The organism is Necropsobacter rosorum, assembly GCF_964241405.1.
GTDB lineage: Bacteria > Pseudomonadota > Gammaproteobacteria > Enterobacterales > Pasteurellaceae > Necropsobacter > Necropsobacter rosorum.
In genome coordinates this window covers 1-13,127 of sequence record NZ_CAXSXF010000005.1, presented here as the reverse complement: position 1 = coordinate 13,127, position 13,127 = coordinate 1, and the positions used below count along the sequence as shown (strand labels likewise).

At 51.1% G+C, this 13,127-nt stretch carries 10 protein-coding genes; 8 read left to right on the top strand and 2 right to left on the bottom strand.

Annotation, left to right across the window (positions count from 1 at the left end):
- Positions 1 to 180: 180 nt before the first annotated feature.
- On the top strand, positions 181 to 969 hold the full coding sequence (locus ACESOH_RS09425) for a glycosyltransferase family 32 protein (RefSeq protein WP_373100923.1): 789 nt from the start codon (positions 181 to 183) through the stop codon (positions 967 to 969).
- A gap of 96 nt (positions 970 to 1,065) precedes the next feature.
- Here the strand turns inward: ACESOH_RS09425 and argE are convergent, their stop codons facing one another.
- Positions 1,066 to 2,211, bottom strand: coding sequence for an acetylornithine deacetylase (gene argE, locus ACESOH_RS09420; protein ID WP_373100922.1), 1,146 nt, complete (start codon positions 2,209 to 2,211; stop codon positions 1,066 to 1,068).
- A 111-nt stretch (positions 2,212 to 2,322) separates the two neighbouring features.
- Here argE and argC point away from each other — a divergent pair, with 111 nt between their 5' ends.
- From argC to argH, 3 genes are read left to right on the top strand one after another with little or no spacing between them, the layout of a single operon-like run.
- On the top strand, positions 2,323 to 3,330 hold the full coding sequence (gene argC / locus ACESOH_RS09415; RefSeq protein ID WP_373100921.1) for an N-acetyl-gamma-glutamyl-phosphate reductase: 1,008 nt from the start codon (positions 2,323 to 2,325) through the stop codon (positions 3,328 to 3,330).
- 9 nt (positions 3,331 to 3,339) lie between these two features.
- Positions 3,340 to 4,113, top strand: coding sequence for an acetylglutamate kinase (argB, locus tag ACESOH_RS09410; protein WP_373100920.1), 774 nt, complete (start codon positions 3,340 to 3,342; stop codon positions 4,111 to 4,113).
- 56 nt (positions 4,114 to 4,169) lie between these two features.
- Complete coding sequence (gene argH / locus ACESOH_RS09405) at positions 4,170 to 5,543, top strand: argininosuccinate lyase (protein ID WP_373100919.1); 1,374 nt, start codon at positions 4,170 to 4,172, stop codon at positions 5,541 to 5,543.
- Positions 5,544 to 5,615: 72 nt separating this feature from the next.
- On the opposite strand, the gene ACESOH_RS09400 is transcribed toward argH, so the two are convergent.
- On the bottom strand, positions 5,616 to 6,170 hold the full coding sequence (locus tag ACESOH_RS09400; RefSeq protein WP_373100918.1) for a TetR/AcrR family transcriptional regulator: 555 nt from the start codon (positions 6,168 to 6,170) through the stop codon (positions 5,616 to 5,618).
- Between the two features lie 153 nt (positions 6,171 to 6,323).
- Between ACESOH_RS09400 and ACESOH_RS09395 the strand changes: the two genes are divergently transcribed.
- From ACESOH_RS09395 to ACESOH_RS09380, 4 genes are read left to right on the top strand one after another with little or no spacing between them, the layout of a single operon-like run.
- Positions 6,324 to 7,304 carry an HlyD family secretion protein gene (locus tag ACESOH_RS09395; RefSeq protein WP_373100917.1) on the top strand — a complete coding sequence of 327 codons (981 nt, stop codon included), beginning with the start codon at positions 6,324 to 6,326 and terminating at the stop codon, positions 7,302 to 7,304.
- Positions 7,305 to 7,315: 11 nt separating this feature from the next.
- Positions 7,316 to 10,054, top strand: a complete 2,739-nt coding sequence (gene rbbA / locus ACESOH_RS09390; RefSeq protein WP_373100916.1) for a ribosome-associated ATPase/putative transporter RbbA — start codon at positions 7,316 to 7,318, stop codon at positions 10,052 to 10,054.
- A gap of 1 nt (position 10,055) precedes the next feature.
- Positions 10,056 to 11,180, top strand: coding sequence for an ABC transporter permease (locus tag ACESOH_RS09385; RefSeq protein WP_032093991.1), 1,125 nt, complete (start codon positions 10,056 to 10,058; stop codon positions 11,178 to 11,180).
- 13 nt (positions 11,181 to 11,193) lie between these two features.
- A complete protein-coding gene (locus tag ACESOH_RS09380) occupies positions 11,194 to 12,591 on the top strand; it encodes an efflux transporter outer membrane subunit (protein WP_373100915.1) in 1,398 nt (465 codons plus the stop codon).
- Positions 12,592 to 13,127 lie beyond the last annotated feature (536 nt).

Genomic DNA, 13,127 nt, shown 5'->3' with positions numbered 1-13,127 from the left:
GCGATTAGCTCAGTTGGGAGAGCACCTCCCTTACAAGGAGGGGGTCACTGGTTCGAGACCGGTATCGCCCACCACTTTATTTCAGTTCATTTCACTTCCCGCTTTATTCACAATAATCTTGTTATTTATCAATAAACTGGTAAAGTACACACACTTGTTTGTGATGTTTATGGTGAGTTCATGAATAAACCGGTCAACTATGAAAAACTGATTCTGGCGACGAACGGCTTGCTGCGTTTGTCGGGCAATATAGTGAAAATTCTCGCTTATCCGTTCCATCTGCTGTTTCCGAAAAAACGTTTTACTATTCCCGCATTCAGCCCGGCCAAACGAAAAGCCGCGCCGGGCGGCAAGATCAATAAAACCATCTGGCAAACCAATTACAGCAACAAAGTGACCCTGCCGGTGTATTGCAATTATTTGCTCAACCGCTTGCTGTCGCTCAGCTATGATTATCGTTATGTCAGCACCGAGGAACGTGCCGAGTATATCCGCACTCACGCCGACAGCCGCACGTTTAACGCCTATGCCAAACTGACCGACGGAGCGGCGCAGGCGGATTTCTGGCGGATTTTCACCCTGTATCACGAAGGCGGCGTGTATATGGATATCGACGGGCATCTGGTCTGGTGCTTGTCCGCGATTATTGATCCGGCCGATACGGAAGTGGTGATTACCCGCCGCAACAAATACACCAATTTCTTTTTAGCCAGCGCAAAAGGCAACCCGTTTTTGAAAGATACGCTGGATATCATTATCGACAATATCGAACAGCGGCGCATTGACGGCGGCGTATTCTGCCTGACCGGGCCGGATACCCTGAATCAGGCGCTGGCGGGCAAAACGGTGAATGCGCGGCGCGATAAACTGACCTGTTCGCAAGGCACGTTTACCAACGAATATTTTCAATATATGGATAAAAAACGCGGCAAATGGAACCACGCCAAAAATGAAGATTTATTGAAATAATACGGCATAAGAAAGTGCGGTGTTTTTTTCGTGCGTTTTATCTCAAAATTCCGCCGAAAAAAGCACCGCACTTTTAATTTTGGCTACGGGTTGCGGCTATGCGCAGAAATGGCCGATCAGCCGGTTTAATAATGCCGTCGTCGGGCGAATAAAATCTGCCGCAAGGTATTCGTTCGGCTGATGCGCTTGTTCGATCGAACCGGGGCCGAGCACCAACGTCGGGCAGAGTTGCTGAATAAACGGCGCCTCGGTACAGTAATTAACCGCCTCGCATTTTTCTCCCAGCAGCTTTTCCACCACCTGCACCACCTGTGCCGAATGCTCGCATTCGTAGCCCGGCGTCGGTTCGTGTAAGGAACGGATGCTGATTAAATCGCCCCATTGTTCGAACATCGGTCTGAGTTTTTCGCGCAGCATTTCATCCAGATCGTTTAAGCTGATATTCGGCAATGGGCGGATGTCGAAATGCAGCTCGCAGCAGGCGCAGATGCGGTTAACCGCATCACCGCCGTGAATGGCGCCGAAATTCATGGTCGGGTAAGGAATGGCAAAGGCAGGGTGATGATATTTCTCTTTCAGTTCATCCCGCATCTGCATCAAATAGCCGGTGGCCTGATGCATTAATTCGATCGCATTAATGCCGCGCGCCGGATCGCTGGAATGCCCGGTTTTGCCCGTAATGCGCAGGGCTTGGCCGATATGTCCTTTGTGCGCGCGTACCGGTTTTAACGAGGTCGGTTCGCCGATAACGGCACAATCGGGGCGGATTTTGCTGTGTCGGCTGAAGGTTCTGGCGCCGATTAAGGTGGTTTCTTCATCGGCGGTGGCCAGAATACGCAACGGCTTGCGCAGCTTGCTTAAATCCAGATGACGCACGGCGTCCAGCACGAAAGCAAAAAAGCCCTTCATATCCGCCGTGCCCAAACCGTAAAATCTGCCGTCTTTTTCCGTCAGTTTGAACGGGTCAAATGTCCAGCGCCCTTCGTCAAACGGCACGGTATCCGTATGTCCGGCCAGCAACAAACCGCCTTCGCCCGCGCCGTAAGTGGCCAGCAGATTGAATTTATTGCGGCTGCCTTCCACCGCAATAATCTGCGTGTTAAAGCCCAGATGATGCAGCCAGTCGGCCAGTAGATCGATTAAGGCTTTATTTGACAAATCCGCTTCGGCATCAACGCTGCTGACGGTCGGCAGGGCGATTAGGCGGGAATACATCTCAAGAAATGGCGGCAACTTTTTCATTTGTGTTATCCTATAACAAATAAACATTGATCTGTGATTAATTATGCATAATAATAGCATAATTAATCATATTTGAGCGGTCTATCCGTTAATTATAAGGCACAACCTACTATGCAGAAAGCAATTATTATCGGTGCAAGCGGCTATACCGGCGCTGAACTTGCACGCATTCTGGCCTCTCATCCTGAATTTGAACTGAACGGTTTATATGTGTCTAGCGCCAGTCAGGACGCCAATAAGCCCATTTCTTCGCTTTATCCGCGTTTACGACAGATTGCCGATTTGCCCCTGCGGCCGTTGCCGGAGGATTTAGCCTCGCTGGCGCAGGCGAACGACATGGTTTTTCTGGCCACGGCGCATGAAGTCAGTCATGACCTGGCGCCGGTTTTCGTGCAAAATAATTGTAAAGTGTTTGATTTATCCGGAGCGTTTCGGGTCAACGACGCCGAATTTTACCCGCACTATTACGGTTTCAGCCATCAGTATCCGGAACTGTTGGAAAATGCGGTGTACGGTTTGGCGGAATGGCAATCGGATGCCATTTCGCGCGCGGATTTAGTGGCGCTGCCCGGCTGTTATCCGACGGTTTCGCAGCTTTGTCTGAAACCTTTGATTGAACGGAATTTGCTGGATTTAACCTATCTGCCGGTCATTAATGCCGTCAGCGGTGTCAGCGGCGCGGGACGTAAAGCGGCGTTAGCCTCCAGTTTCTGCGAGGTCAGCTTAAATCCTTACGGCGTGTTTAATCACCGTCATCAGCCGGAAATTGCCGCACACTTGGGTACGGAAGTGATTTTTACCCCCCATTTGGGCAACTTTAAACGTGGCATTCTGGCGACGATTACCGCCAAATTAAACGCCGATGTGTATAACGAACATATTCGCGTGGCTTACCGCGATGCCTACCGGCACAAACCCTTGGTGCGCGTTTATGCGGAAGGCCTGCCGAGCATTAAGGCGGTGGAATTTACCCCTTACTGCGATATCGGCTTTGCCAGCAAAGACGGTTATATCATTATCGCTGGCGCGGAAGACAATCTATTGAAAGGCGCGGCGGCGCAGGCGGTGCAATGTGCCAATATTCGTTACGGTTTGGAAGAAACCTTAGGATTAATATAAGGAAACGCAATGAGACCTTTAGTGATTAAGCTGGGCGGGGTGCTGTTGGATACGCCGGCGGCAATGGAAAATCTGTTTACCGCGCTGGCGGATTATCAGCGTAATTTCGACCGCCCTTTATTGATTGTACACGGCGGTGGCTGCGTGGTTGACGAGTTAATGGGACGCTTGCATCTGCCGGTAAAAAAGAAAAACGGATTGCGCGTCACGCCAAGTGATCAGATCGATATTATCGTCGGTGCGCTGGCCGGCATAGCGAATAAAACGCTGGTGGCGCAGGCGACCAAATTTAAATTGAATCCGGTCGGGCTCTGTCTGGCGGACGGTAATCTGACCCGCGCCGCGCAGTTTGATCCCGAACTGGGACATGTGGCGACCGTGGTGGCAAAAAATCCGGCGTTGCTCAATACGCTGCTTGGTGAGGCGTTTTTGCCGATTATCAGCTCCGTGGCGGTGGACGAGCACGGACTGCTGATGAATGTGAATGCCGATCAGGCGGCAACGGCGATTGCGGCGTTGATTGATGCGGATTTAGTGATGCTGTCCGATGTGGACGGCGTGCTGGATGGTGATAAGCGGTTAATTTCCCGACTGAACGCGGCACAAATTGATCAGCTGATTGAGGCGGGCGTGATCACCGACGGAATGATCGTGAAAGTTAATGCGGCGCTGGATGCGGCGAAAATTCTCAACCGCGGGGTCGATATCGCAAACTGGAAATATGCGCAAAAACTGACCGCACTTTTCGGTGGCGAGATTATCGGCACCCGGATTAATCCGTAAGGGCGGCGGGCAGATGACCCGCATAATATTAAAAAAGCACTGATAAAGGAAACAGTATGGCACTTTGGGGTGGACGTTTTACACAGGCGGCGGATAAGCGCTTTAAAGATTTTAACGATTCGCTGCGCTTTGATTATCGTTTGGCCGAACAGGATATTGAAGGGTCGATCGGCTGGTCGAAAGCGCTGGTCGGCGTCGGCGTGTTAAGCGCGCAAGAGCAACGGCAGCTGGAAGAGGCGCTGCATCAGTTATTGCTGGAAGTGCGGTCGAATCCGCAGGCGATTTTGCAGGATGACGCGGAAGATATTCACAGCTGGGTGGAAAGTAAGCTGATTGATAAAGTCGGCAATCTGGGCAAAAAACTGCATACCGGCCGCAGCCGTAATGATCAGGTGGCGCTGGATATTAAAATGTGGTGCAAACAGCGGGTGACGGAATTGCAGCATTCGCTGCGCGCGTTGCAGCGTAAACTGGTGGAAACCGCAGAACGCAATCAACAGGCGGTGATGCCCGGTTATACCCATTTGCAGCGTGCGCAGCCGATTACCTTTGCCCATTGGTGCATGGCTTATGTGGAAATGCTGGACCGTGATTATTCCCGTTTAACGGATGCCTATCAGCGCATGAATACCTGTCCGCTGGGTAGCGGCGCACTGGCGGGAACCGCTTATGCGATAGATCGCGAGCAACTGGCGAACGTGCTCGGGTTTGCCGCGGCGACCCGTAACAGTCTGGACAGCGTATCCGACCGCGATCATATTATTGAATTGTTGTCCGCCGCCGCTTTAAGCATGGTGCATCTTTCCCGCTTTGCCGAAGATATGATTATTTTTAACAGCGGTGAGGCGGATTTTGTCGAACTGTCCGATCGCGTTACCTCCGGTTCTTCCCTGATGCCGCAAAAGAAAAACCCGGACGCCTGCGAGCTTATCCGCGGTAAAACGGGGCGGGTTGCCGGTGCGCTGAGTGCGATGCTGATGACGCTAAAAGGGTTGCCGCTGGCTTATAACAAAGATATGCAGGAAGATAAAGAGGGCATTTTCGATGCGCTGGATACCTGGCAGGATTGTCTGGATATGGCGGCTTTCGTGCTGGAAGACATTAAAGTGAATGTGGCACGCACCAAAGAAGCGGCGCTGAAAGGCTATTCTAACGCCACGGAGCTGGCGGATTATCTGGTGGCGAAAGGCGTGCCGTTCCGCGATTCTCATCATATCGTGGGCGAAACCGTGGTGTATGCCATTCAGGTGCATAAAGGGCTGGAAGATTTAACGCTGGACGAATTCCGCCGTTTCAGTACGGTGGTGGATGAGGACGTGTATGCTATTTTGTCGCTGCAATCCTGTCTGGATAAGCGTTGTGCCAAAGGCGGGGTGTCGCCGTTGCGGGTGGCTGAAGCCATTGCGCAGGCTAAAGCCCGGTTAAAATAACGAGCGTGATACGGAAAGTGCGGTGGAAAATGCTTCGGTTTTTTTCACCGCACTTTTTATGCCGGCTTATGCTTATAAAATGGCTTTTTCAAACAACATTTTCATATTGGTTAAAATCTGCGTCGGTTCCAGCGGCTGTTCGCTATTGACCGCAAAGGTCATCGCCGCCAGCGCAAACGATGCGTACATATGACCTTGAAATTCAATATTAATCAGTTCATCGCTGTTTTGCCGCATGAGCGTTTCAATGTATTTTTGTTTTATCAGCAGATACATATCCTGCCGTAAGTGAATTTTCGGCGTCTCGATTTTCCATAACAGTTTCATTTTTTCCCGGTTCTGTTGCAGCAGCGGCGCGACTTCGCGGCTGAATGCCAGCGAACTGTAGCTAAAGCGTTTTTCCAGCGCCGGCAGAAACAGCGTGTGCTTAAATTCTTCAATCAGGTGTCTGGCCAGTGCGTTTTTATTGGCGTAATGCTTATAAAACGTGGTGCGGTTGATCTGGGCCTGATCCAGAATATGCTGCACGGTGATGTCGTCGAAATCCATGGTTTTCAGCAATTCAAGGAAAGCATCACAAATATTTTTCGAGGTTTTGATTACCCGACGGTCTTTTTTATTTAGCATGTTACCTCTTTGTTATTATTTTCGTGACAAATAAGCAACAAAATAATTCAATTTGTATGTTTAAGCAACATTTTATCGTTCTTTGATGATTGCAGGTTTTCGGGACATTCTCTAAACTGAATCCGTTCAAATTAAAATGGCGTGGAGTAAGCTATGAAAAAACTGTTGGTGGTTATTTTGGTTGTGGCGGTGCTGGCGGGGATCGCCTATTGGAAATTATTCCGTATTGATGCCGGCACGCCGGCGGGCGTTGCGGTGGTGAACGGACGTCTGGAGCTGGATCGTATTGACGTCGCCAGTTTATATGCGGGACGCGTCGAGGAAATTTATGTGCAGGAAGGCGAGAGGGTGGAAAAAGATCAGCCGTTGGCGCGTCTTTCCTCAACCCAGGTAACGGCACAGCTCAATGCCGCCAAGGCGCAGAAAATGCGGGCGGTGGAAGCGGTGGCGCGCAGTCAGGCGGAAATTGATTCTTACCAGCAGCAGGCCAATGTTGCGAAACTGGATTTGGATAATGCCAGAAAATTAAAACGGGATAATTTGGTTTCCGCCACCGAAGTGGCGCGCCGTGAAGCGTCCTATCAGGCGGCGGCGGCCGGAGTTGCGGCGGCGAAAGCGGCGAAGGCGGAAGCGCAGGCCGCCGTGGATCAGGCCGAAGCGGATATTGAACGCATCGTCGATATGGATACGGATATGGTGATCAAATCCCCGATTAACGGTCGGGTGGAATATAAAATCGCGGATGTGGGCAATGTGCTCGGTGCCGGCGGCAAAGTGGTCAGCGTGCTGGATTTAAATGATGTTTATATCAATGTGTTTTTGCCTTCATACCAATCCAACCAACTGAAAATTGACGATGAGGCGCGTATCGTGGTGGACGGCATTGATGCGGTATTCCCGGCCAACATTACCTATGTGGCGTCGGAAGCGCAGTTTACGCCGAAATCGGTCGAAACGACGGAAGAGCGCGCCAAATTAATGTTTAAAGTCAAACTACAGGTACCGCAAGATGTGGTAAAACAGCAGCAGGCGCTGTTAAAAGGCGGTATGACGGCATTAGGTTATGTGAAATATGACCCGCAGGCGCAATGGCCGGCGCATTTACAGGTGAAATTACCTCAGGCACAGCAATAGGATAAGGCGTTATGGCGGAAGTAAATGATATTGCGGTTTCCGTTGCGGATCTCAGCCACCGTTACGGCAAGACGCAGGCCTTGGAGCGGGTGTCTTTGCAGATCCCCAAAGGGGTCAGCGTCGGATTAATCGGCCCGGACGGAGTGGGAAAATCGACGCTGCTTTCCCTGATTGCGGGGGTAAAAATATTACAGCACGGCAAGATAACGGTATTTGATAAGGATGTCAGCGATAAAGCGCAGCGGGACAGCCTGTCTTATCAGGTGGCGTTTATGCCGCAGGGATTAGGGAAGAATCTGTATCCCACATTGTCGATTTATGAAAATATTGAGTTCCATGCCAGCCTGTTCGGTTTAGCCAAAGATTATCGTCGCGCGCGCATTCAGCGTTTGCTCAATGCGACCGGATTGCTGCCCTTTGCCGAACGGGCGGCGGGTAAGTTATCGGGCGGTATGAAGCAGAAATTAAGCCTGTGCTGTGCGTTGGTGCATAATCCGGATCTGCTGATTCTGGATGAGCCGACAACCGGGGTGGATCCGCTTTCCCGCCGTCAGTTCTGGGAATTGGTGGCGGATCTGCGGCAGGAATCACCGCACATGACGGTAATTGTCGCGACCGCCTATATTGAGGAAGCGGAAAAATTTGAACACCTGCTGGCGATGGATGACGGCAAATTAATCGCCAATGCGCCGACCCGACAGATGATGTCGGAAACGCAAAGCGACACGCTGGAACAGGCTTATATTAAACTGCTGCCGCCGGAAAAGCGCGGTGCGGAAAACGGTCTGACCATTCCGCCGTTTAAACCGGCGGCCGATGAACCGCCGGCCATTGAAGCGGAAGGGCTGACCAAAAAATTCGGCGATTTCGTTTCTGTGGATCATGTCAGTTTTACCATTCCGAAAGGGGAAATTTTCGGTTTTCTGGGTTCTAACGGCTGCGGTAAATCCACTACCATGAAGATGCTGACCGGCTTGCTGGATGCGACCGAAGGCTCGGCGAAATTATTGGGTAAACCGGTGGATGCCGGCGATATCAACACACGCAAACGCGTAGGGTATATGTCGCAGGCGTTTTCGCTGTATGAAGAGTTAAGCGTGCGTCAGAATCTGGAGTTGCATGCCAAACTTTACCAAATTAACAAAAGCCAATGGGACGACTATGTGAATGCGGCGATGGAACAGTTTCATTTAACCGAATTCGCCGATCAAAAACCGGAGGCGCTGCCCTTGGGGATCCGCCAGCGTTTACAGCTTGCCGCCGCCTGTTTGCATAAACCGGAGGTGTTGATTCTGGACGAACCGACCTCCGGGGTGGATCCGGCCGCGCGTGATATGTTCTGGGAATATCTGATTAAACTGTCGCGTGAAGATAAGATCACCATTTTTGTTACCACGCACTTTATGAATGAGGCGCAGCGTTGCGATCGTATTTCCTTTATGCACCGCGGTAAAGTGCTCGGCGTCGGCACGCCGGAAGAACTGCGCAAGGGTAAAAAGGCGGAGACCCTGGAGCAGGCGTTTATCATTTATCTGGAAGAACAGGAAGATGAGGTGAGCGCACCGTCGCCGGATAACGCGCCGAAAGCTGCACAGATTCAAGCGCGGACTGCGTATTCAAGCGGTTTTATGGCGTGGTTTGCAATGGTCTGGACCTTTGCGGTGCGTGAAAGCAAAGAATTGCTGCGCGATAAAATCCGCCTGTTCTTTGCGCTGGGCGGGCCTGCGGTTATGCTGATCGCCATGGCGTCGAGCATTTCCTTTGATATTAACCCGCTTAAATTTACCGTGTTGGATCACGATAACAGCTCGGAAAGCCGAAAGCTGGTGGAATATTTCAGCGGATCCCATTACTTTATCCGTCAGCCGTCTATTTATAATGTGAACGAAATCAATGAAGTATTGCAAAGTGCACAGGTAAAAATGGTGATCGAAATTCCCGCCGGTTTCGGCCGTGAGGTATTAAACGGGCAGAAACCGGAAGTGGGATTTTTCATTGACGGCGCATTCCCGTCCATGGCGGAAAATCTGAAAGGTTCCACCACCGGCGTGATTGCGCAATACGCGCGGGATTATCTGCGTGCGCAGGGTATCAGCGTGGCGGGGAATACTATTCTGGAAACCCGTTTTGTCTATAATCAGGATTTCAGAAGCGTCTTCGCCATGACACCGGGAATTATTATGCTGGCGATGATGATGGTACCTTCCATGATGACCGCATTGGGTGTGGTGCGGGAAAAAGAAATCGGTTCGATTATGAATCTGTACGGTTCGCCGGCAACGCCGCTACAGTTCTTGCTGGGCAAACAGCTGCCTTATATTATGCTGTCTTTTTTCAGCTATTTGTTACTGGTGTGGATTGCGATCGTCTTGTTTGATGTGCCGATAAAAGGCTCCGCATGGGCGATGTTTTTAGGGGCGGTGTTTGTTATTTGCGCTTCGACCGGTTTCGGGCTGCTGGTATCCAGCTTTGTTTCTTCGCAGGTAGCGGCGCTGTTTGCGACGGCGATTCTGATTATGGTACCGACCATGAATTTCTCCGGTATGATGTATCCGACCGCCACTCTCTCGCCGAATGTGTATTTTATCGCGCATATTTTTCCGGGCGCCTGGTTCCAGATTATCAGCCTCGGCGGTTTTACCAAAGGGCTGGGTTTTGCGGATTTCCTGCCGAATTATGCGGCGCTGCTGATCATTTATTCGGTTTATTTGATGCTGGCGGCGCGTTTTCTGAAAAAACAGGAGAAATAACATGCGTTGGTTAAAAAATGTGGCTTATTTGTCCGCCAAAGAATTCCGCAGCTTATTTACCGATCCTATATTAATGGTATTGATTGTGTATATGTTTTCCATCGCGCTGATTACCATTGCCAATATGCCGACCACGGAAGTGAAAAATGCGGTGGTTGCCGTGGTGGATAATGATCATTCGCAATTGTCCTACCGTCTGCGCGACAGCCTGATCCCGCCGAATTTCAAACAGGTGGAGGAAATCGGTTATGCGGATGTCGATCGGGCGATGGATACCGGAAAATATACCTTCGTGCTGGATATTCCGCCCAATTACCAGCGCGATATGCTGAAAGGGCAGGCGCCGAAAATTCAGCTGCTGGTGGATGCCACGGCGATGACGCAGGCCAGCATCGGCAGTTCCTATATTAATCAGACGTTGAGCGCGGAAATTCAGCAGTTTTTGAAAACCGCGCAGGTTCAGGCCTCACCGATTAATGCTGCGATTAACGTATTGTATAACCCGAACTATTCCAGTAAATGGCTGATGGGAACGATGCAGATTGTGGGAAACCTGAATTTATTGGTATTGCTGCTGGTCGGCGCGGCGGTGATCCGCGAACGCGAACGGGGCACTATCGAACACTTATTGGTGATGCCGGTCGGTTCCAGTGAAATTGCGGTTTCCAAGATTCTGGCTAACGGTGTGGTGCTTCTGTGCGTCGCAATGCTTTCGCTGACCCTGATTGTCAGAGGCGTGCTGGAAGTGCCTATCGCATTAAGCGCCGTTCCGTTATTTGCCTTAGGCGTGATCACGTTTTTATTTTCCATTTCGGCGTTGGGGATTTTGCTGGCGATTATTGCGCCGACCATGCCGCAGTTCGGGCTGTTGTGCATTCCGGTATATGTGGTGATGTATCTGCTTTCGGGGACCAACTCGCCGCTGGAAAATATGCCGGAACTGGCGCAGCAAATTACCCAGTTCTCGCCGACCACCATACTGGGTGCTTATGCGCAGGATGTTTTATTCCGCGGCGCAGGGTTCGAGCTGGTATGGGACAAGCTGGTCAAGATGATCGGCCTAGGTATCGTTTTTTTAACTTTAGCGTTGATGCAGTTTAAATCAATGCTGTCAAGACAGGGTTAAGCAGGATTTGAATATGAAAACATTGAGCATGACAACCATTGGTTTACTTGTTACCGTACTGACGGCCTGTCAGAATACCGACATGAGCGCGCAATCGGCGGTGCAGCTGCCGGGGCAATTTGAGCACAGTCAGGCGGCAGCAGGCTCCCGCGAGGTTGTGCAATGGTGGCGCAACTGGCAGGATCCCCAGCTGACCCGTTTAATTGAACAGGGATTGGCGAATAATCTTGATGTGGCGCTGGCGCAGTCCCGTTTGCGCGAGGCGCAGGCCAACAGCCGTGCGGCGGATGCCGATCGCGGGCCTTCGGTCGGCGCGGCGGCGTCGGGCGGATGGAGCGTGGCGGATTTGGATACCGGGCGCGGTAATCCGCCTTCATCCCGCAGTTATTCTGCGCTCGGCGCCATTGTAGCCTCTTGGGAGCCGGATTTCTTCGGGCAGAAACGCAGCGATGCCGATGCCGCACAGCACATCGCCTTAAGTTATCAGGAACAGGTTTACGCTGCGCAATTACTGGTGGCCTCGCAGATCGCGGAAAACTATTTTAAAATTTATGCCACCGATCAACAAAGTGCGGTGCTAAAACAGAATATTTCTGCCTTGCAGCAGCTACAGCGCTATGTCAAAGGGCGTTTTTCCGCCGGCGATGCCACCGCCTATGAAGTGAATGAAATCGGCAGTCAGGTTTCCGCTTTACAGGCAAAACAGGCGACATTACAGGCGCAGTCGGACAGCTATCAGCGCAATATCGCCATATTAATCGGGCAAACGCCGCAGGGATTCCGCATTATAAAAAGCGCTGATCCGTTGGCGCGTCTGCCTGCCGCGCCGTCGGGACAACAACCGGGCAATTTGCTGGAACGCCGTCCGGACATTCGTGCCAACGCGCAGCAGATTCAGGCGGCGATGGCAAAAGTGGCCAGCGCCAAAGCCGATTTGTATCCGCGCTTTGATATCACCTTTGCCGGACAGGGCGGGCGAATTGAGCTGAATAACGATTTATCGCACGTTTCCGGGCTGGGCAGTCTGCTAAGCCTTGGCGTACAGCTGCCGATTTTCACCAACGGACGGATTCAGGCGAATATTGATGCCGCCGATGCCCGCCTGAAAGGCGCGTTGGTTCAATATGACAAAACGCTGCTGAACGCCTTGGGCGAAGTGGACAGCGCATACCAGATGCAATACGGCTTGACGAACCAGACTCAATTACTGCAAAAGGCGTATCAACAGGCGGAACAACAGGCGCGTGATGCGCAGGCACTGTTCCGGCACGGGGAGAAAACGCTGGATGTGGCGTTGCGCGCGCAAATTACGGCGTTGAATTATCGCGGGCAAATTATTGAATCCCGGCTGCACAGTGCGCAGAATCTGATTAATTTATACAAAGCACTGGGCGGCGGCTGGCAACCGTAATCCTAAGAGAATGGTTATACGATGATTGCGGTTGAGTTTTCATATTTGCCGAAACGGTAGAAAATTTGACTGCTTGCACTTTTCAAAACAGGACGAAAAACACCCGCACTTTTTATTTTTAGCAAAAAGTGCGGGTGTTTTTGGGTGCATTATTTTCAATGCCTCAATCACCGCCCGCAAGGCCAGTGAGTTTATCTGTCGCCAAATTTTCAAGCAGATAATCAATTCTCAAGGCGTGCGCCAATTTTAATCGTACACGGCGAGAAAGCGCACAGCCACTATTTGTCGGAGGAATGCAGCTTCATATTTAAGTCCGTCTTGAAGCCTGATACAATGCCTGCAAAATGCCATAAAATATACCAATTTAACCGTTTCAACCAAACAGCAAAAAACATTGTAGAGACGCATTAAATACATCCGCAATAATTGACAACTTAACAAAAGGACACACAATGCCAAACAGCACAGCACAGCACAGCACAGCACAGCACAGCACAGCACAGCACAGCACAGCACAGCACAGCACAGCACAGCAC

Excerpts from the sequence above, each read along its gene's own strand:
- ACESOH_RS09425 (WP_373100923.1), top strand. The coding sequence starts at position 181 with ATGAATAAACCGGTCAACTATGAAAAACTGATTCTGGCGACGAACGGC.
- argE (WP_373100922.1), bottom strand. The coding sequence starts at position 2,211 with ATGAAAAAGTTGCCGCCATTTCTTGAGATGTATTCCCGCCTAATCGCC.
- argC (WP_373100921.1), top strand. The coding sequence starts at position 2,323 with ATGCAGAAAGCAATTATTATCGGTGCAAGCGGCTATACCGGCGCTGAA.
- argB (WP_373100920.1), top strand. The coding sequence starts at position 3,340 with ATGAGACCTTTAGTGATTAAGCTGGGCGGGGTGCTGTTGGATACGCCG.
- argH (WP_373100919.1), top strand. The coding sequence starts at position 4,170 with ATGGCACTTTGGGGTGGACGTTTTACACAGGCGGCGGATAAGCGCTTT.
- ACESOH_RS09400 (WP_373100918.1), bottom strand. The coding sequence starts at position 6,170 with ATGCTAAATAAAAAAGACCGTCGGGTAATCAAAACCTCGAAAAATATT.
- ACESOH_RS09395 (WP_373100917.1), top strand. The coding sequence starts at position 6,324 with ATGAAAAAACTGTTGGTGGTTATTTTGGTTGTGGCGGTGCTGGCGGGG.
- rbbA (WP_373100916.1), top strand. The coding sequence starts at position 7,316 with ATGGCGGAAGTAAATGATATTGCGGTTTCCGTTGCGGATCTCAGCCAC.
- ACESOH_RS09385 (WP_032093991.1), top strand. The coding sequence starts at position 10,056 with ATGCGTTGGTTAAAAAATGTGGCTTATTTGTCCGCCAAAGAATTCCGC.
- ACESOH_RS09380 (WP_373100915.1), top strand. The coding sequence starts at position 11,194 with ATGAAAACATTGAGCATGACAACCATTGGTTTACTTGTTACCGTACTG.